The organism is Tardiphaga sp. 215_C5_N2_1 (assembly GCF_052076055.1).
GTDB classification, from domain to species: domain Bacteria; phylum Pseudomonadota; class Alphaproteobacteria; order Rhizobiales; family Xanthobacteraceae; genus Tardiphaga; species Tardiphaga robiniae.
In genome coordinates, this window is sequence record NZ_CP197240.1 from 6,488,305 (window position 1) to 6,507,800 (window position 19,496).

General features: G+C 61.2%; 19 protein-coding genes. 11 read left to right on the forward strand and 8 right to left on the reverse strand.

The features are described 5' to 3' along the window. Nucleotides 1-35: 35 nt before the first annotated feature. Nucleotides 36-620 carry a DUF1134 domain-containing protein gene (locus tag AB7828_RS30635; protein ID WP_089267524.1) on the reverse strand — a complete coding sequence of 195 codons (585 nt, stop codon included), beginning with the start codon at nucleotides 618-620 and terminating at the stop codon, nucleotides 36-38. Nucleotides 621-733: 113 nt separating this feature from the next. Between AB7828_RS30635 and AB7828_RS30640 the strand changes: the two genes are divergently transcribed. Then, nucleotides 734-1,228, forward strand: coding sequence for a YHS domain-containing (seleno)protein (locus AB7828_RS30640; protein ID WP_176454721.1), 495 nt, complete (start codon nucleotides 734-736; stop codon nucleotides 1,226-1,228). Between the two features lie 9 nt (nucleotides 1,229-1,237). Here the strand turns inward: AB7828_RS30640 and cysQ are convergent, their stop codons facing one another. Beyond that, entirely contained in the window at nucleotides 1,238-2,074 is an 837-nt protein-coding gene (gene cysQ / locus AB7828_RS30645; protein WP_441232113.1) for a 3'(2'),5'-bisphosphate nucleotidase CysQ, read from the reverse strand. Nucleotides 2,075-2,244: 170 nt separating this feature from the next. Here cysQ and chpT point away from each other — a divergent pair, with 170 nt between their 5' ends. The 6 genes from chpT (at nucleotide 2,245) to AB7828_RS30675 (ending at nucleotide 8,869) form a co-directional block, all read left to right on the forward strand. After that, entirely contained in the window at nucleotides 2,245-2,892 is a 648-nt protein-coding gene (gene chpT, locus AB7828_RS30650) for a histidine phosphotransferase ChpT (protein WP_441232114.1), read from the forward strand. A gap of 200 nt (nucleotides 2,893-3,092) precedes the next feature. Continuing rightward, complete coding sequence (locus AB7828_RS30655; protein WP_441232115.1) at nucleotides 3,093-5,807, forward strand: hybrid sensor histidine kinase/response regulator; 2,715 nt, start codon at nucleotides 3,093-3,095, stop codon at nucleotides 5,805-5,807. An 11-nt stretch (nucleotides 5,808-5,818) separates the two neighbouring features. Beyond that, nucleotides 5,819-6,310 (forward strand): chemotaxis protein CheW, encoded by a 492-nt coding sequence (locus tag AB7828_RS30660; RefSeq protein WP_184514419.1) that lies wholly within the window; start codon nucleotides 5,819-5,821, stop codon nucleotides 6,308-6,310. A gap of 45 nt (nucleotides 6,311-6,355) precedes the next feature. Beyond that, on the forward strand, nucleotides 6,356-6,721 hold the full coding sequence (locus AB7828_RS30665; RefSeq protein WP_068737128.1) for a response regulator: 366 nt from the start codon (nucleotides 6,356-6,358) through the stop codon (nucleotides 6,719-6,721). A 103-nt stretch (nucleotides 6,722-6,824) separates the two neighbouring features. Further along, nucleotides 6,825-7,991 carry a protein-glutamate methylesterase/protein-glutamine glutaminase gene (locus AB7828_RS30670; protein WP_093760980.1) on the forward strand — a complete coding sequence of 389 codons (1,167 nt, stop codon included), beginning with the start codon at nucleotides 6,825-6,827 and terminating at the stop codon, nucleotides 7,989-7,991. Next, nucleotides 7,988-8,869 carry a CheR family methyltransferase gene (locus AB7828_RS30675; protein WP_439063240.1) on the forward strand — a complete coding sequence of 294 codons (882 nt, stop codon included), beginning with the start codon at nucleotides 7,988-7,990 and terminating at the stop codon, nucleotides 8,867-8,869. The genes AB7828_RS30670 and AB7828_RS30675 overlap by 4 nt, the downstream gene beginning before the upstream one ends. A gap of 6 nt (nucleotides 8,870-8,875) precedes the next feature. Here AB7828_RS30675 and AB7828_RS30680 read toward each other — a convergent pair whose 3' ends face one another. The 4 genes from AB7828_RS30680 to ctrA form a co-directional block, all read right to left on the reverse strand. After that, nucleotides 8,876-10,033: a glutathionylspermidine synthase family protein gene (locus tag AB7828_RS30680; protein ID WP_441232116.1), complete on the reverse strand. Its 1,158-nt coding sequence runs from the start codon at nucleotides 10,031-10,033 to the stop codon at nucleotides 8,876-8,878. Between the two features lie 6 nt (nucleotides 10,034-10,039). After that, nucleotides 10,040-10,438 carry a hypothetical protein gene (locus tag AB7828_RS30685; RefSeq protein WP_320447348.1) on the reverse strand — a complete coding sequence of 133 codons (399 nt, stop codon included), beginning with the start codon at nucleotides 10,436-10,438 and terminating at the stop codon, nucleotides 10,040-10,042. After that, nucleotides 10,435-10,845 carry a DUF350 domain-containing protein gene (locus AB7828_RS30690; protein ID WP_441232117.1) on the reverse strand — a complete coding sequence of 137 codons (411 nt, stop codon included), beginning with the start codon at nucleotides 10,843-10,845 and terminating at the stop codon, nucleotides 10,435-10,437. The genes AB7828_RS30685 and AB7828_RS30690 overlap by 4 nt, the downstream gene beginning before the upstream one ends. Nucleotides 10,846-11,005: 160 nt before the next feature. Beyond that, entirely contained in the window at nucleotides 11,006-11,707 is a 702-nt protein-coding gene (gene ctrA, locus AB7828_RS30695; RefSeq protein ID WP_068737116.1) for a response regulator transcription factor CtrA, read from the reverse strand. Nucleotides 11,708-12,079: 372 nt separating this feature from the next. Here ctrA and fliI point away from each other — a divergent pair, with 372 nt between their 5' ends. From fliI to AB7828_RS30715, 4 genes are all read left to right on the forward strand, one after another. Then, on the forward strand, nucleotides 12,080-13,405 hold the full coding sequence (fliI, locus tag AB7828_RS30700) for a flagellar protein export ATPase FliI (RefSeq protein WP_089267515.1): 1,326 nt from the start codon (nucleotides 12,080-12,082) through the stop codon (nucleotides 13,403-13,405). A 109-nt stretch (nucleotides 13,406-13,514) separates the two neighbouring features. Further along, nucleotides 13,515-13,934, forward strand: a complete 420-nt coding sequence (gene fliJ / locus AB7828_RS30705) for a flagellar export protein FliJ (protein ID WP_068737112.1) — start codon at nucleotides 13,515-13,517, stop codon at nucleotides 13,932-13,934. A 199-nt stretch (nucleotides 13,935-14,133) separates the two neighbouring features. After that, a complete protein-coding gene (locus tag AB7828_RS30710) occupies nucleotides 14,134-14,682 on the forward strand; it encodes a sigma-70 family RNA polymerase sigma factor (protein WP_089267514.1) in 549 nt (182 codons plus the stop codon). Continuing rightward, entirely contained in the window at nucleotides 14,682-15,563 is an 882-nt protein-coding gene (locus AB7828_RS30715) for an anti-sigma factor domain-containing protein (protein ID WP_120289263.1), read from the forward strand. The genes AB7828_RS30710 and AB7828_RS30715 overlap by 1 nt, the downstream gene beginning before the upstream one ends. Nucleotides 15,564-16,542: 979 nt before the next feature. On the opposite strand, the gene AB7828_RS30720 is transcribed toward AB7828_RS30715, so the two are convergent. Continuing rightward, on the reverse strand, nucleotides 16,543-16,749 hold the full coding sequence (locus tag AB7828_RS30720; protein WP_068737106.1) for a hypothetical protein: 207 nt from the start codon (nucleotides 16,747-16,749) through the stop codon (nucleotides 16,543-16,545). Between the two features lie 329 nt (nucleotides 16,750-17,078). Continuing rightward, nucleotides 17,079-19,316: a flagellar biosynthesis protein FlhA gene (gene flhA, locus AB7828_RS30725; RefSeq protein ID WP_120288934.1), complete on the reverse strand. Its 2,238-nt coding sequence runs from the start codon at nucleotides 19,314-19,316 to the stop codon at nucleotides 17,079-17,081. Nucleotides 19,317-19,496: the final 180 nt, after the last annotated feature.

Genomic DNA, 19,496 nt, shown 5'->3' on the forward strand with positions numbered 1-19,496 from the left:
AAGCGCTTGATCGCACGCCTTTCCGATCGAAGAGGTTAGAACGGGTTCCAGGTCGCGCTGGGGGTATATTTGAGATAGCCGATATTGGCGCCGAGCCGCAGGCCGAGACCCGAACGGATCGGCACCAGCACGACGTTGTTGGCCGTCAGTGCCGTCATGCCGAAGCCGCCGATGATGTAGGCGGAGCCGTCGATACCGGCGAAGCGCTGATAGATTGCCTGGGTGGCGGGCAGGTTATAGACCAGCGTCATGGTGCGGGCGCCGTCGCCGCCCCAGTCGAAGCCGACCGAGGGACCTTGCCAGTAGACGCGCAGATCGCCGGCATTCTTCGTATAGAGCGTACCTTCGCCGTAACGCAGGCCCGCCACAATCGCGCCGCTGCCTTCCTCACCGAGAATATAGCCGTTCGGCAGCCCCCACTGGCTGACGGCCTTTTCGATCACCGAAGCGAGGCCGCGCGAGACGTTGCCGAAAAACCGGTGTCCGGCCGTCATGAGTTCTTCGGACCGATAGGTGTCCGGTGCGGCCTGGCCGCGCGGTGGTTGCTGCGCAGAAGCCGGCGAGAAGGCGAGCGTGAACGTGGCTAGCGCGACCGCTGCCAGGCGTGATGCGAAGGTCATGAAAAGAACCCCTGGTATTTCAAATTTGCGACCGCGGCTTTAACCGGATGCTGAGAAGCACGGTTTAACTCTGCAGTCATTGTCCCCGACTCCCTATACTATCGGTATCAACTATGACGGCACAACGGCGGGAATTGTCAGGCTGGAGCCGTGGAATTGCCTTGATTCTGCTGCTGGCGGCCGCTCTGGTCCCGGCGGGCGCGCAGGCTGCGACCAGTGAGCGCGTGGTCACTGACCGATATACGGGTCTCGCGATCAGCGGTTTCGATCCGGTGGCCTATTTCACCGAAGGCCGCCCGACGCTGGGGCAGCCGGACTTCGAAATGTCGGAAGAGGGCACCGTCTGGCGCTTCCGCAATGAGGGTAACCGCGCGTCCTTTGCCGCGCATCCGGACATCTACGGTCCGCAATTCGGTGGCTATGATCCCGTCGACGTCGCCCGCGGCGTCGCCTTCGCCGGCAATCCGCGTTTGTGGCTCATTACGGGCGAACGCCTTTACCTGTTCGGCCGCGAGGAAACCCGCGACGCCTTTGCTGCGGCCCCGGCCAAATACCTGCCCGGCGCGCGCAAGCGCTGGCCGGGCGTGCAGGATATCCTTGCGAAATAGCGCGCGGGTTCAGCCGTGCGTGCTCGCGGTGAGGTCACCCCAGGCGATGAATTCCGGCACGACGAAGTCTTCCCGGTCGCCGCCGAAGCGAACCGCCTTGCCAAAGGTGTCGGTCACCTTGCCGCCTGCGGCCACCACCACGGCATGACCGGCGGCCACATCCCATTCGCAGGTCGGCGCCAGCCGCGGATAGATGTCGGCCTGGCCCTCGGCCACGCGGCAGAATTTCAGCGCCGAGCCGAACTCCTGTCTGACAGCACCGGGGCGGCTGGCGATGAAAGCCTCGGTTCGCTGGTCGCCGTGGGAACGGCTGACCGCAGCGGTCCATGCCGCGCCCGGAGCAGGCGCAGCGCGGGTCCGGATCGGTGTGACCTTGCGGATGGACAGGTCTGGTGCGAGTTCGACACGCTCGGCGCCGCGCCCGACCAGCCCGCGCCAGATCAGCCCGAGGGCGGGGGCGCCGACGATGCCGAGCAATGGTGCGCCATCGACGATCAGGGCGATGTTGACAGTGAACTCCTGGCGGCCGGCGACGAATTCCTTGGTGCCGTCGAGCGGGTCGATCAGGAACAGGGTGCCGGCATAAGGCGGTGTCGCCAGGTGCAGGCGCTCTTCGGACAGCGACGGGATTCCCGGAAACAGCCGGGCCAGTCCTTCGCCGATGACATGGTCGGCCGCGAGATCGGCTTCGGTCACGGGCGAGCCGTCCGCCTTGCCATCCACGGTCATGACAGTGCGGTTGACCTTGAGGATGGCAGCGCCGGCCTGTGCGGCGAGCTCGGTCAGCGGCGCCATCAGGGTGGCAGCCCGCGCGGCATCCATGCGAGGTCGCGAATCATCCGTCATCGACTAGCCTTCATCCCCTGCATGTCATCCCCGTTCATTTTTACACGCGCCTGTTGCACCGGTGGACTGTGCCAGCCTTGTTGTGGTCGCGCCACCATCTGCGGTGTATCTAACCGTAAAGCAAATGCTTGATTCGCCGTTCATTCTGTGTGGCCCCAGGAGCGCATTTCATGTCCGACACCCCCACGCCAGGTCCGGCCCCCGATGCTCTCGAACTCGCGGCATTGCTCTGCTCGCGCGTCTGCCACGACCTGATTAGCCCCGTGGGCGCCATCGTCAACGGGCTCGAAGTGCTCGATGACAATCCCAAGCCGGAAGACAAGGAATTCGCGCTCGATCTGATCCGGAAGAGCGCCAAGACCGCATCGGCCCGCCTGCAGTTCTGCCGGCTCGCCTTCGGCGCCGCCGGTTCCGCTGGCGCGCAGATCGATCTCGGCGATGCGCAGACCATGTCGCGCGGCCATCTTGAAGACGCCAAGACCAAGATCGAATGGAATCTGCCGCGGCTTCTGCTGCCGAAGAACAAGGTCAAGCTGCTGCTCAACATGCTGGTAATCGCACAGCAGACGATTCCGCGCGGCGGCGTGCTCAAGATCGATGGCATCGGCGAAGGTGAGCCGCAGGGGTTCAAGATCACCGCTGCAGGCCTCAACGCGCGCCTGCCGCAGGCTATTGTCGATATGCTGGCCGCGGAACAAGTTGGTAGCATCGATGCCCATGCCGTGCAGCCTTACTATACGCGGCTCCTGGCGCAGGCTTGCGGCCTCAAGGTGACCTTGGTGCCCGAAGGCGACGCCATCGTCGTCACCGCGATCTGATCGCAAACTCATTCAACTCTTAATGAACTCTTTACGAGTCCGCCGTTTGGCGGGCTCGTACGTGTGCGAGCATATAGCTAAATGTCGCATTCATTGTTTTTGGGAATGCTCAACTAATATTAAACGCTTTGCGGGGAAAGTAGCCAGACTTCGAAAGGCGTAGCGAAAGTCGCGAGCCTGGAGTGTGAAGGCCTATTTTCATGGATGATCTTCTCCGCGAGTTTTTGACGGAAACCAACGAGAGCCTGGATACGGTTGACAATCAGCTGGTCCGCTTCGAACAGGACCCGAATAACGCGAAAATTCTCGATAATATTTTTCGCCTGGTTCACACCATCAAGGGCACGTGCGGATTTCTCGGACTGCCCCGTCTCGAAGCCCTGGCCCACGCCGCCGAGACATTGATGGGCAAATTCCGCGATGGAATGCCGGTTACCGGAGAGGCGGTTACGCTCATCCTGACCACGATCGATCGCATCAAGGAAATCCTCGGTCAGCTCGAAGCCACGGAAGCGGAGCCGGAAGGCGTCGACGAGGATCTGATCGGCGAACTGCATCACATGGTCGAAAAAGGCATGGAATCGATGACTGAGTCCGCACCTCCGATCGCACCGGAAGCGCCTGTCGCTGCGGAGCCGGCCCCGCTGATCGTTCCGACCCTCGAGCGTGAGCTGCGTCCCGGTGAAGTCTCGCTCGAAGAGCTTGAGCGCGCCTTCCAGGAAACCGCCATCGAAGTCGCACCGCCGGCAGCTGCAGCGCCTGTCGCGCCGCCGGCTCCGGTTGCTGAAAAGCCCGCCGCGCCGAAGGCTGCCGCTCCGAAGCCCGCTGCCAAGAAGACTGCAGTCGAGGTCGACCAGCCAGAAGCCGACAAGGTCGCAAACCAGTCGATCCGCGTGAACGTCGACACGCTCGAACATCTGATGACCATGGTCTCCGAGCTGGTGCTGACCCGCAACCAGTTGCTGGAAATCAGCCGTCGTCATGAAGACACCGAATTCAAGGTGCCGCTGCAGCGCCTGTCCACCGTGACCGCCGAACTGCAGGACGGTGTCATGAAGACCCGCATGCAGCCGATCGGCAACGCCTGGCAGAAGCTGCCGCGTATCGTGCGCGATCTGGCCGGCGAACTCGGCAAGCAGATCGAACTCGAGATGCACGGCGCCGATACCGAACTCGATCGCCAGGTGCTCGACCTGATCAAGGATCCGCTCACCCACATGGTGCGCAACTCGGCGGATCACGGCCTCGAAACGCCGGCTGAGCGCGCTGCCGAAGGCAAGCCGGAGCAGGGCACCATCCGTCTGTCCGCCTATCATGAAGGCGGCCACATCCTGATCTGCATCGCCGACAACGGCCGTGGCCTCAACACCGAGCGGATCAAGGCGAAGGCGATCTCGAACGGTCTGGCCACCGAAGCCGATATCGAGAAGATGTCGGAAGCCCAGATCCACAAGTTCATCTTCGCACCGGGCTTCTCGACTGCAGCTGCAATTACCAGCGTCTCCGGCCGCGGCGTCGGCATGGACGTGGTGCGCACCAATATCGATCAGATCGGCGGCACCATCGACATCAAGTCGGTCGCCGGCGAGGGCTCCAGCGTCACCATCAAGATCCCGCTCACGCTGGCCATCGTGTCGGCGCTGATCGTCGAGGCCGGTGGTGATCGCTTCGCGATCCCGCAGCTCGCGGTCGTCGAACTGGTGCGTGCGCGCGCCAACTCCGAACATCGCATCGAGCGCATCAAGGACACCCCGGTGCTCCGTCTGCGCAACAAGCTGCTGCCGCTGATGCATCTGAAGAAGCTGCTGCAGATCGATGACGGCTCGTCGGCCGATCCGGAGAACGGCTTCATCGTCGTGACCCAGGTGGGCAACCAGACCTTCGGCATCGTCGTCGATGGCGTCTTCCACACCGAAGAAATCGTCGTCAAGCCGATGTCCACCAAGCTCCGTCACATCGGTATGTTCTCCGGCAACACCATCCTGGGTGATGGCGCGGTGATCATGATCGTCGATCCGAACGGCATCGCGCAGGAGCTTGGTGCTCTGGCATCCAACGCTCACGAGATCGCTGACGAGAACGCCGCGATGCGCGCGATGAATGCAGAACAGCTGACGTCGCTGCTGGTGTTCCGCGCCGGCTCCGCACAGCCCAAGGCGGTGCCGCTCGGTCTCGTCACGCGTCTCGAAGAAGTGGGCGTTGACAAGGTCGAGCTGTCGAACGGCCGCTACATGGTCCAATACCGCGATCAGCTGATGCCGCTGGTGCAGATGGAAGGCGTGACCGTCCGTACGTCGGGCACCCAGCCAATCCTCGTCTTCGCAGACGACGGTCGCTCGATGGGTCTCGTCGTCGACGAAATCGTCGATATCGTCGAAGAGCGCCTGCATATCGAAGTGGCCAGCGGTCGCGAGGGAATCCTCGGCTCCGCTGTCATCAAGGGTCTCGCGACCGAAGTGATCGACGTCGGTCACTTCCTGCCGATGGCTTTCGCCGATTGGTTCTCGCGTAAGGAAATGCGTGTCTCGGCAACCGCCCAATCGGTGCTGCTGGTCGACGACTCCGCGTTCTTCCGCAACATGCTCTCGCCCGTGCTCAAGGCTGCCGGCTACAAGGTACGTGTCGCCACCAACGCCCAGGAAGGTTTGTCATTCCTGCGCTCGGGTCAGGAGGTCGACGTAATCCTCACCGACATCGAAATGCCGGATATGAACGGCTTCGAATTCGCCGAGACCATCCGTGCGGATCAGAAACTCAGCCACACGCCGATCATTGCTCTCTCGGCCATGATCTCCCCGGCTGCCATCGAGCGCGGTCGCCTCGCAGGTTTCCATGATTACGTCGCCAAGTTCGATCGCCCCGGCCTGATTGCGGCGCTCAAAGAACAGACCACTGAAGTTCGCCAGGCTGCGTGAGGGAAATCGCAATGACCACCACCACTACGACCACCACCACCAAGGCTCCGAGCGCTGACGGCGCGATTACCGAATACGTGACCACCATGATCGGTGGACAGCTGTTCGGCATGCCGATCTCGCGCGTGCAGGACGTGTTCATGCCCGAGCGCCTGACCCGCGTGCCGCTGTCCTCCAGCGACGTCGCCGGCGTGCTCAATCTGCGCGGTCGAATTGTGACCGCGATCGACATGCGTTCGCGCCTTGGCCTGCCGAAGAACGATGACGGCAAGCCGCCGATGGCTGTGGGCGTCGATCTCCGCGGTGAATCCTACGGCTTGCTGATCGATTCGATCGGCGAAGTCCTGAAGCTCGCCGATGAGAGCCGTGAGGTGAATCCGGTCAATCTGGATCCGCGCATGGCCAAGATGGCCGATGGCGTCCATCGTCTCGATGGGCAACTGATGGTCGTACTCGACGTTGATCGCATCCTTGAAATCTCGCCTGACAAGCTGGCCGCCTAAGACCAGCACTTGGACAATTTTGTCCGCGGTGAAAATGAGGCTCACATGAAGACATGTCTGGTTGTCGATGACTCCAGTGTCATCCGTAAGGTCGCCCGTCGGATTCTCGAAGGTCTCGATTTCGAGATTACCGAAGCTGAAGACGGCGAGAAAGCGCTCGAAATCTGCAAGCAGAACCTGCCGGACGCTGTTCTGCTTGATTGGAACATGCCGGTGATGGATGGCTACGAGTTCCTCCGTAACCTGCGCCGCATGCCTGGCGGCGACGTTCCGAAGGTCGTGTTCTGCACGACGGAGAACGACGTGGCCCATATCGCGCGCGCGCTGCATGCCGGCGCGAACGAATACATCATGAAACCGTTCGACAAGGAAATCGTGTCGGCGAAGTTTCAGGAAGTCGGCCTGATCTAAGTTCTACGCCGGAATTGCGTATTCCACTTCCGGCGCCCGCCTTTTTGTTTGTGCATTTGTTTTGTCAGTGCATTTGTCGCGTTGTGTTGCGTCCGGTGAGTTCATGAGTGTTGATGTGATAAGTCCTCCTGTTGTCGATTCGCGGTATGAGCCACTGCGAGTCATGGTGGTGGACGACTCCGTCGTCATTCGCGGCCTGATCTCGCGCTGGATCGAGGCCGAGCCTGATATGGCCGTCGCGGCGTCGCTTCGTACTGGTCTCGATGCCGTCAACCAGATCGAGCGCATCAATCCCGACGTTGCCATTCTCGATATTGAAATGCCGGAGCTCGATGGCATTTCGGCGCTGCCGCAGCTGCTGGCGAAGAAGCGGAATCTCATTATCATCATGGCGTCGACGCTGACCCGCCGCAACGCGGAGATCAGCTTCAAGGCGATGTCGCTCGGCGCCGCCGACTACATTCCGAAACCGGAGAGCACCCGGGAGATTTCCGCAGCCGACATCTTCAAGCACGACCTGTTGCAGAAGATCCGTCATCTTGGCGCGAAGGTTCGCCGCCTGAAGTCGGCGACGACGCCGTCGATCGTGCCAGCTCCCGCGGCGCGTGAGGCTGCACCGTCTTTCAAGTCCGTGACATCAGTCGCCGCGCAGGCGCAGCTCGTGAAGCGTCCTTTCAGCGCCACGATGCCACGCGCGCTGCTGATCGGTTCGTCCACTGGTGGTCCGCAAGCCCTGATGACGCTGGTTGCCGAAATCGGCGCCGTGATCGACAAGGTGCCCGTTCTGATCACGCAGCATATGCCGCCGACCTTTACGACCATTCTTGCCGAACATCTCGCCCGGGCCAGCAAGCGTCCGGCTCGCGAAGGTGTCGATGGCGAAATCGTCAAGGCCGGTCAGATCTATCTTGCGCCGGGCGGCAAGCATATGCGCGCCGTCAAGCAGGGTGCCAACATCGCCATCGCGCTCGATGACGGTCCGCCGGTGAATTTCTGCAAGCCTGCTGTCGATCCGCTGTTCACGTCTGCCATCGACGTCTGGCACGGCGCCATTCTCGCCGTCGTGTTGACAGGCATGGGTTCGGACGGCATGCGCGGCGGCAAGGATATCGTCGCGGCTGGCGGCAATGTCATCGCGCAGGACGAAGCATCGAGCGTGGTGTGGGGTATGCCCGGCGCTGCCGCCAATGCGGGCATCTGCTCGGCTATCCTGCCGCTCAATCAAATCGGTTCGAAAGTGGTTCGTCTTTTCTCGGGAGATCGGTCATGACACCGGCAGACTATGATTTCCTGCGCAAGTTCCTGAAGGAGCGCTCGGGTCTCGATCTGTCTGCTGACAAGCAGTATCTGGTCGAAAGCCGGCTGATGCCGCTCGCACGCAAGGCCAACCTGTCGGGCATTGAAGAGCTGGTCCAGAAGATCAAGAACGGCTCCTCCACGGTTGCGTCCGACGTGGTCGAGGCGATGACCACCAACGAAACCTTCTTCTTCCGCGACAAGCTTCCATTCGACCATCTGCGTGACGTCGTGCTGCCGGAGATGATCCAGGCACGTGCCGCCCGCAAGAGCCTGCGGATCTGGTGTGCGGCTGCGTCCACCGGTCAGGAGCCGTATTCGATCGCGATGACCATCAAGGAAATGAGCGCCCAGCTCGCCGGATGGCGGATCGAGATCATCGGCACAGATATCTCGCAGCAGGTGCTCGAGAAGTCGAAGTCGGGCATCTACACCCAGTTCGAAGTGCAGCGCGGATTGCCGATCCAGCTGCTGGTCAAATACTTCAAGCAGACCGGCGAGATGTGGCAGATCAATCCGGAGATCCGGTCGATGATCCAGTACAAGCCGCTCAATCTGCTGCAGGATTTCTCCAGCATGGGCAAGTTCGACATCATCTTCTGCCGCAATGTGCTGATCTATTTCGATCAGGACATGAAGACGCAGATCTTTGGCCGCCTTGCCAAGTGCACGGAGCCCGATGGCTTCCTGGCGCTGGGCGCCGCAGAGACCGTTGTCGGTCTGACCGATGCGTTCAAGCCGCATGCCGACAAGCGTGGCCTGTACCGTCCGAACGTCGTCCGTGCTGCACCGTCGATCGTGCCGAGCATGACACCTGTGGGTCTCAAGGCCGCTGCTTCGCCGGCGCGTTGAGCGCCGTCATAGGATCGCGTGCGGAATAAAGCGTGACATGTTGCCGGTGATCGGATTCTCATCCTCGCGGATCGAGAGCCCGCATGGCACCTCATCGACCAGCCAGCTGCCCAGCACCGGATACTGATCCGCAAAGTTCGGCAGCGGCATCAGCATCTGCCGGATGAAGCCTTCTTCGCCATAGGGACCGGGCTGCGCATCGATGGCGCTGCCGCCGCTCACCAGCGTGACATTGGCGCCTTCGCGCGAATAGAGCGGCTTGCGCACATAGGATGTGCCAAGCTCAGCGGCTGCAGCATCATCGTCGAAATAGGCCGGCAGCAGGTTCGGGTGGTTCGGAAACATCGCCCAGAGCAGCGGCAGGATGCCCTTGTTGGACAGAATGGCTTTCCACGGTGGCTCGATCCAGCGCGTCGATGCGCCTTTCAGACGGCCGCCGAATGCCTCGCGGAACATCCACTCCCACGGATAAAGCTTGAACATCAGGTCGATCGGCTGGTCCTCGAGATCGACGAAGTGCCCGCTGTCGGCATAACCGATGTCCTTGATGTCGATCAGCGCCGGTGTGAGCCCGCCTTGCTGCGCGACATCGGCGAGATACTGTACTGTGCCACGGTCCTCGGCATTGTCCATGGTGGCTGCGAGATGAATTGCCTTGTCGGTGCCGATCTTGCGCCAGGCCTCGATGAGTCGCTCATGCAGCGAGTTGTATTGATCGGCGCGCTTCGGGATGATCTTGCGCTCGATCGCCTGTTCGAGCCAGGTCCATTGAAACACCGCGGCCTCGAACAGTGAGGTTGGCGTATCCGCGTTGTATTCGAGCAGCTTTGCCGGGCCTTTGCCGTCGAACTGGAAATCGAAACGGCCGTAGAGACTGGGGTCGCTCCGTTGCCAGCTTGCGGCGATGAAGGTCCAGTAGGCCTGAGGAATCTTCAGCAGCCGCAGATAGCGCTCATCCTTGACCGCGCGGCTGACCAGCTCGCGGCACATCGCGTTGAGTTCGGCAGTCGGGGCTTCGATCTGGCGCTCGATCTCATCCAGCGTGAACGCGTAGTAGGCGCGCTCGTCCCAATAGCGGTCACCGGCCTCGGTATGAAATACGAAGTCCGTCGCGGCTGCGGTGGCCTGCCAATCGTCGCGCTCGGAACATGCGATGCGTTGCATGAGAAACTAGCCGCCGCCGGAGAAATGCGAGGCGAAGGAGCCGAAGCCACCATGGGTTACGTGGCTGCTGCTGGATGACGAGCTGTCATATCCGCCGCTGGATGATGATCCGGTGCTGGCGAAGTTGCTGCGTCCGGAGGAACTGCTGCTGCCCCCTGAATAGCCATGGCCGCCGGAGGATGACGACGAACTGCGCTGCTGACACTCCTGCTGCTGGCCGGCGATGGCCGCGCGGTTTGGGTCGCAATGTTCGCTCGGCATCAGCGCATAGGCGCCGCCGCCCAAAGCCATGGTGCCCATGAGCAGGAGCGCCACGTGGTTGGAGCGTTTGCGCGACGGGGCTTCCTCATGCATTGGCTGCACGGGTTGGCGCTTGCCGAAGTTCTTTGCGGGCTCGCTGGTCATGGCGAATACACCATGGAGGCCGCGTTCAGCACGCCGGCGGCAAGGGAGGCGAGCCCGAGCCAGAGGGCCGGGGCCATCTCGCCATTGGCTATGCGATCCGACAATTGCGGCACCGGAATGCGAAGAATGAAATAGACGGCGATCTGCACGATCAGCGCGATGATCGCCCAGATCAGACAATCGATGACATTGGCGGAGTGGACGATCGCGCTAGCCACCGGCAGCACGAAGCCGAGCAGGCTGAGCCCGAGTGCGATCGCAGCCGGCGCGCAATCCTTGCGGATCAGTGCGAACTCGTCATGTGCGGTGACGCGCAGATAGACGAAGAGATACAGCAGCACGGCGACAATGCCGGTGCAGAAATAGACCAGAAAGGCCGGCAGCCCGACCAGAGATTGCAGAACCATTCCGCCCCCGAAATGTGCGCCAAACATGATCGCTTGGTATTCGCCTATGGCATTCGTCGCTGTAAGCAAAGGGTGGGTTCATCCACGCAAACAAAAACCCCGCCTTTCGGCGGGGTTTCGTGAGAACTTTCGGGGAGTGACGCTTAAGCCGGTTTGAAACTCAAGCCGGGATGCGGATCTCTTCTTCGTGCGGCTCGCGGAGCACATAGCCACGGCCCCAGACGGTTTCGATGAAGTTGCGGCCTTCGGAAGCATTCGCCAGCTTCTTGCGCAGCTTGCAGATGAAAACGTCGATGATCTTCAGTTCGGGCTCGTCCATACCGCCATAGAGGTGGTTGAGGAACATTTCCTTGGTGAGGGTGGTGCCCTTGCGGAGCGAGAGCAGCTCCAGCATCTGGTATTCCTTGCCCGTCAGATGGACGCGCTGACCGCCGACTTCCACCGTCTTGGTATCGAGATTGACCACCAGGTCGCCGGTCTGGATGACCGACTGGGCGTGGCCCTTGGAGCGGCGCACGATCGCATGAATGCGGGCAACCAGCTCGTCCTTGTGGAAGGGCTTGGTCATGTAGTCGTCGGCGCCGACGCCGAGACCCTTGACCTTGTCCTCGATGCCGGCAAGGCCCGAGAGAATGAGGATCGGGGTCTTGATCTTGGACACCCGCAGCTGCTTGAGCACATCGTAACCGGACATGTCCGGCAGATTGAGATCGAGCAGGATAATATCGTAGTCGTAGAGCTTGCCGAGATCGACGCCCTCTTCTCCGAGATCCGTCGTATAGACGTTGAAACTCTCGGATTTGAGCATCAGCTCAATCGACTGCGCAACGGCGCTATCATCTTCAATTAGCAAAACGCGCATGCCAGTCCCCTTTAGTCGCCGCTCCGGGCGTCAGGTCGGCCGCCATACTTGCGGCACCAAAAAACGCCTACGAACAACTGATTCGGATCCTGACTGGATATGGTTAACAAAACCTGATTCTTCAGCGCAAGCTCTAATCGTGCAATTTTTGTCGAATCGCCATAAGATGTTGCAGCAAAGACTCTTTTTGTACCCGTACCCGCTCAAGCTCCACATTAAGAGCCGGACCTAACCGACTCCATCGACTCGCCCCTTCATTCTGATGGCGCGAATGCTCTCAGTCATCCAAGACAGTGACGTAATGATTAACGATGCGGGTAAACACGGGGTTAAGGCCGAGCCGGCAATGAAGCGAAACTTAAGGGTTTTGCAATGAAAGCCCTTGCGGAACAGATTACTGACCTCGATGGCGTCAATATTTACGGCCGGGTGGTCGGTGTTCGCGGGTTAATGGTTGAGGTGGCCGGGCCGATCCACGCGATGTCGGTCGGTGCCCGCATTACCATCGAGACCGGCACCAGCCGTTCCATCCCTGCCGAGGTGATTGGTTTCAGTGGCGACAACGCCGTCGTGATGCCTTTTGCCGGACTGGAAGGCGTACGTCGCGGCTGCCGGGCGGTGATCGCCAATGCCGCCAGCCAGGTGCGGCCCTCGATTGCCTGGCTCGGCCGCGTCGTGAACGCCATGGGCGAGCCGATCGACGGCAAGGGGCCGTTGCTGCAGGGCCCGGCACCGATGCCGTATCGCGCGTCTCCGCCGCCGGCGCATTCTCGCAAACGCGTCGGCGCGCCGCTCGATCTCGGGGTGCGCTCGCTCAATACCTTCCTGACCTGCTGCCGCGGCCAGCGCATGGGCATCTTTGCGGGCTCCGGCGTCGGCAAGTCGGTCTTGCTGTCCATGCTGGCACGCAATGTCGATGCCGACGTGTCGGTCATCGGCCTGATCGGCGAACGTGGCCGTGAAGTGCAGGAGTTCTTGCAGGAGGACTTGGGCGAAGAAGGTCTCGCACGCGCCGTCGTAGTCGTGGCTACTTCGGACGAGCCTGCACTGATGCGGCGCCAGGCGGCCTATCTGACGCTGTCGATCTCGGAATTCTTCCGCGACGAGGGCAAAGACGTCATGTGCATGATGGACTCGGTCACGCGTTTCGCCATGGCGCAGCGTGAGATCGGCCTGTCCGTCGGCGAGCCGCCAACTGCAAAAGGCTATACGCCGACGGTGTTTACCGAATTGCCGAAGCTGCTGGAGCGGGCAGGGCCGGGCACCGATGAAGGCTCGATCACCGGTATCTTCACGGTGCTGGTCGACGGCGACGATCACAACGAACCCGTTGCGGACGCCGTGCGCGGCATTCTCGATGGCCATATCGTGATGCAACGCGGTATCGCCGAACGTGGCCGCTATCCTGCTATCAATATCCTGAAGTCGGTGTCGCGAACCATGCCGCGGTCCTGCGATCCAGCCTATTTGCCGACGATCACGCGAGCCCGGCAGATCATGGCGACCTATTCGGATATGGAAGAACTGATCCGGCTTGGTGCCTATCGCGCCGGTTCCAGTCCGGAAGTGGACGAGGCGATCCGGCTCCATGAGCCGCTTGAGGCATTCCTGCGGCAACGCAAGGACGAAGTCTGCGGACTGGCCCAAGGCTATCAGCAACTGCAACAAATCGTTGGTGGTTTGGAAACGGAACGCTAACTTTGTCAGGCCATCATGACCCTCAGAGAAGAATTTCGGCCGGTCAGCCCCTTGCGGTTGTCCGGTTGTGTCCCGCGTTGAGACTGGGACTTCTGGGGAGTATGAGTCGATGAAGTCACGTGACACCCTGATCCGCCTGAAGAAGTTCCAGGTCGATGAGAAGCGCCGCCGGGTCAATCAGATCGAAGGCATGATCGCGGATTTCCAGCGCATGTCGGTCGATCTCGAGCGCGAGATCCAGACCGAACAGGATCGCGCCGGTATTCAGGATCCCACTCACTTTGCCTATCCCACCTATGCGAAGGCTGCGATTCAACGTCGCGAGAACCTGACACGTTCGGCCGATGAGCTGCGCGTGCAGCTCGAAGACGCGAAGGCATTGCTGAGTGAAGCTTTCGAAGAACTCAAGAAGGTCGAACTGCTCGACGAGCGCGACCAGGCCCGTGCACGCGACGAAGAGAACGCACGCGAACAGGCCGACCTCGACAGCATTGGCCTGATGCGTGCCCGCATCGGCGCAGTGGCCTGATCCGCAGAAGCGGCGAGCCAACGAGCCTCAAAGATTGAAGTCATCAAGCCCGGGCCGCGAGGTCCGGGTTTGCTGTTTGTGGTCTATCCACAGCATAAACAGCGACATGGCCCGCTTGCTATAATCTATGTTACGACAGGTAATACCGCCGGGCGGCACCTCCGTAAGGCGAAAGGTATATTGAGGTTGGGGAGACGTAATGCTGACGCCGGCTGAGCTGGTCTGGCTTCTTGCCGCAGTTGCCAAAGGGGATGAAGCCGCCTTCGAGCGACTCTATGCAGCGACGCGCGCGAAACTCTTTGGCGTCGTGATCCGTATCTTGCGCAGACAGGATCTCGCCGAGGAAGTCATCCAGGAGGCCTACGTCAAGATCTGGAACAGCGCCGGGCAATTCAATCCCGGTGTTGCCTCGCCGATCACGTGGATGGCGTCGATCGCTCGTAACCGGGCTATCGATGTCGTTCGCAAGAGAAGCGAAACGTCTATCGAGGAAGAGCCGGCTGCAATGGAAGTGGCAGCCGATACACCTGACCCGCTCGCGCGACAGGAAATGACCGAAGAATTGAAGCGCTTGTTGGAGTGCGTGGGCCGGCTTGAGCCGGACCGGCAGAAACTGGTGCTGCTTGCTTACTACAATGGTTGGAGCCGCGAACAACTCGCGACGAAGTTCGAAGCGCCGGTCAATACAGTGAAGACGTGGCTGCGCCGCAGTATGATGGACATCCGGGAGTGTCTGGGACTGACATGATGGCCTATAGCGAAGACCATATCGCGCTTGCCGCGGAATATGCGCTTGGCACGCTCAGTGCCGAAGAGCGCGTGCAGGTCGAGACCATGATGTCCGTCGACAAGGATTTTGCCGCTGTGGTCGAGGCGTGGGAGCGCAAGCTCGGCGTTTTGAATCAGATGGTCGGCCTTGTCGAGCCGCGTCCTGAAGTCTGGGAGAAAATCCGCGTTGCGATCGGTCTGGCCGGTACGCAAGAAGCGATCGTGCATCCGGAAGCGCCGCAGCCGGTCGCTGCAGCGGCGGTCGTCGCTGAGCAGCCTGCGATAGACCGTTCGACGCTCGATCGTTCGAACGTGATTGATTTCTCGGTCCAGGCAAAACGCTGGCGCGGTGTCGCCACCGGCATGACCGCCGTTGCCGCTATGCTTGTTGCGCTGATTGCCGTACAGGCCTATCGCCCCGAATTGCTGCCGGCGGGTTTACGCCCGAAGGCAGCGCAACAGGTGGTGCAGGCGCCAGCGCCGGTAGCGCCGCCCGCAGCAGCTCAGTCGCAATACGTCGCCTTGCTGCAGACCGACGCTGCGTCACCCGCATTCATCCTCACTGTCGATGCGGCGACCAAAAACTTTACAGTGCGCAAGGTTGGCGCCGAACCGCAGGCCGGCAAAAGCTACGAGCTCTGGATTGTGTCCGACAAGCTGCAACGCCCGCGTTCGCTCGGCGTGATCGGCAGCAACGACTTCACATCGCGCGCTGCACTCGCTGCCTATGATCCCGATGTCGTCAATCAGGCCACCTATGCCGTGACCGTGGAGCCGGAAGGCGGTTCGCCGACCGGTGCAGCCACGGGCCCGATCGTTTTCACCGGCAAGCTGATCGAAACGGTGCCGCCGGCACGGTGATCGTTTGGCTCTCTCGTCATCCGGCATTGGTCCTATGTTCGTCATTCCGGGGTGCATGAAAGCGGCAAAGCCGCTGAAGTGCGAACCTCAGTCACTCCGTGGGGAGTGACGTGGAATCTCGATGTGTGTTGCTCCCACTGTCATTCCGGGGCGCGGGCGCGCCTTCGCGCACGTGAACCCGGAATCCCGACATGTTTTGCGCTGAACATGTCGAGATTCCGGGTTTGCGTCCGGCAAAGTGCCGGCCGCGCCCCCGGAATGACAATGGGAAGAGGAAGGCTTTAAACATTTTTTCCTATTGTTCTTGACAATATCCCCAACAGGATTATCCTCCGCTCATCCGGTTCGCGAGGGGCGCTTCATGAGGCGTCTTGAAGTGGGACAGGGATGCGGCGCCTGCGGGTGTGGGGTGACGTACCCCGCGCACTCGGGAGGCCTTGGGTCACCGTCCGGCCCCACTACGGGGGTCTGCCACTCATGCTGGCTGGACGTGGCATTGGTGAACGGCGGGAAACCGTCGGGATCAGCGGAGTGCGGAGCTCTGCGCCTTTGCCCGGAAGAACGGTCCCGGGGACAGAAATCGCCGCGGTGGCGCGCCGTGAGGCGTTGCGCGGTTGCAGCTTGCCGGCGTTCCGGCGGAGCGGATCGCGACAGAAACCACCCCTTGCGCCTCACGGCGCGCTGCCACCCCTCATATTTTCGAGGGGCACTGCTCATACCTCGGACGCGCAAGCGCCGCGAGACTGCGAGAGTTTGGCTGTTTGATATTTGAATCTGTGATGGCGCGCTGGCGCGCAGAGTATCCCACTGCGCAGCTGCGCTGATTGAGGGAGGGAGAAGCAAGAAAGCACCCCACAAAAGAAAAACGCCCGTGGGGAGCGGGCGTTTTCCATTCAGAAGTCCACTCGGGGGGAAGTGGAGCTTCTATGTATTCACCTGACGACCTTGGGGGACATCGCCACGCGAATTCCTGAATTCCTTAGCGGACCATGCTGGCGTTCGAAGTAGTGACAGCAACCGGCTGGCCTGCTTTGATCACACGAGCGCTCGCGGTCTGGCTGTAGCCTTCGTCAGCATTCATGCGGGCCGAGATTCCGAAGCCTGCCACGAAGATACCGGCGACCAGAGCAACGATCACCACCTTGAGGTGGGTCATGCGATCCGCGCTGTAAATCGAGTGGTTCATTGGAAACGCTCCCTGCCGTCTTACTCTGCCTACGACCGTTTGTGTCGTGTCCGCGTCGGCAGGTTCAACTCATCACGCATAGGAAACGTGGTGTTGGGTCGTTCCGTTCCAAATAGTCGATCACAAGGCAGTGATAAGACGTGATCCGGCGCGATTGAAGCACCCGGCTTGGCCCTGAAATTCATAAATTATTATTTATTATCAGAGCGTTGAGATTGATTCGTGCCGTCGCCCCGAAATGGCCTCGGGATGCGACATTCTGGCAAATCTCTTGTCTGTGACGAATTTACATCGGTTTCGGGCAAGGTTGCTAGCCTCTTGCCGCCGAATCAGACGCTTCCGACGGTCTTCAGGCGCGCACGGGGGTGGATTTCCGCCTGGGACAGCACGGTGGTTTGCGCACGGAACCGTTCCACCAGCGAGCGCACGAACGGCCGGATCGAGGCCGAGGTGACCAGCACCGGCGCTTCGCCTTCGCGCGCGGCCTGTTCGAAACGATCGCGCACGGTGGTCATGAACTCCGACAGCTTCGACGGCTGCATCGCGAGACTGCGTTCTTCGCCGGTGCCGATGATCGATTCCGCGAAGGCCTGCTCCCACTGCGCCGACAGTGCAATGAGCGGCAGGTAGCCGTTGTAGGACGTGTTCTGCGCGCAGATCTGTCGCGCGAGGCGCGCACGTACATGCTCGACGATGGTCGACGGGTTGCGCGAGAAGGCGAGGGCGTCGGCAATGCCTTCGAGGATGGTCGAGAGATCGCGCACCGAAATACGTTCGGTGAGCAGCAATTGCAGCACGCGCTGGATGCCCGACACGGTGATGAGCGACGGGACGATATCCTTGACCAGTTCGCCTTGTTCCTTCGGCAGGTCCTTCAGTAGCTTCTGCACTTCGCCGTAGGACAAGAGGTCCGACATATTGCCCTTCAGCAGCTCTGTCAGATGCGTCGACAAGACCGTGGCGGCGTCGACCACGGTGTAGCCCTTGAGCGAAGCTTCTTCCTTCAGGCCGGCATCGACCCAGGTCGCGGGCAGGCCGAAGGTCGGCTCTGTCGTGTGAATGCCCGGGACGTTGACCTGATTACCACCGGGATCCATGACCATGAACTGGTTCGGCCAGATGCGCCCGGTGCCGGCGTCCACTTCCTTGATCTTGATGATGTAGGTGTTGGCTTCGAGCTGCACGTTGTCCAGAATTCGGACCGACGGCATCACGAAACCCATTTCGACGGCGAGCGACTTGCGCAGCGCCTTGATCTGTTCGGTCAGGCGATCGGTGCCGTCCGGGCCATTGACCAGCGGCAGCAGCGCGTAGCCCAGCTCGATCTTGAGATCGTCGATCTTCAGCGATGCGGAGATCGGCTCGTCCGCGGCGGCGGCTTGTGCGGCGGCGGCGGCGGCGGGCGCTGCAGCCTGATGCGCGACTTCGGCACGCGCAACCTTGTTGCGCTTGTTGGCGGTGACGGCGAGGTAGGCTGCGCCGCCGCCGAGTGCGAGGAACGGCAGCATCGGAATGCCCGGCAGCAGCGCCAGCGTCAGCATGACGCCGGCCGACATGCCCAGCGCCTGCGGATAGCCGGAGAATTGCTTGATCAGCGTCTTGTCGGCGGCGCCGGTAATGCCCGCCTTCGAGACGAGCAGGCCTGCGGCGGTCGAGACGATCAGCGCCGGAACCTGGGTGACCAAGCCGTCGCCGACGGTCAGCAGCGTATAAGTGCGGCCGGCTTCCGAGAACGACAGGCCCTGCTGCGCGACGCCGATGATGATCCCGCCGATCACGTTGATGGCGGTGATGAGCAGGCCGGCAATGGCGTCGCCGCGGACGAACTTGGAAGCACCGTCCATGGCGCCGAAGAAGCCACTTTCGTCTTCGAGGTCCTTGCGGCGCGCCTTGGCGGTGGCCTCGTCGATCAGGCCAGCCGACAGATCGGCGTCGATCGCCATCTGCTTGCCGGGCATCGAGTCCAGCTGGAAGCGTGCCGCGACTTCGGCGATACGGCCCGAACCCTTGGTGATGACGATGAAGTTCACGATCACCAGGATCGCGAACACGACGATGCCGATGACGAAATTGCCACCCATCACGAAATTGCCGAACGCCTCGATGACGTGGCCGGCCGCGGCGGTGCCTTCGTGGCCATGCGACAGGATCAGGCGGGTCGAGGCCAGGTTCAGCGACAGCCGCAACATGGTCGAGATCAGCAGCACGGTGGGGAATGACGAGAATTCCAGCGGCGTCTGGGTGAACAGTGCCGTCATCAGGATCAACACCGACATGGTGATGGAGATCGCGAGGAACAGATCCATCACGATAGCTGGCAGCGGCATGATCAGGACGACAAGGATGATCAGAACGCCGAAGGCGAGGCCGATATCGCCGCGCAAGACGTTCGTCCTGATGCTGGCGAAGTCGAAACCGCCGCTCTTGGGTGCGCCCAGACCCTGACCCGCGATCAAATCCGTCATCGATGTCGCTTCCCCGCGCGAATGTCGTTCGCGACTGCCGAACGTCTGCGCGGCGGCCGAAGGGCCGCCGATCCGCAAGTGAGGCACCGCACTGGCATCCACGGGCATTCCCCCGGTCAGCTGACGAGACGCGACTCCACTCGGCAATTTTTGCCGTGTGTATGGTTAGCAAAGGGTTAACGAGGCGTTACTGACCGGCTTTGCCACAAGCCCGGAGCCAGTTTTGGCCGAAACGGTCTGTTGCACTGTTTCTGCATGCCTAATCCTTCGGCATATCGCTTG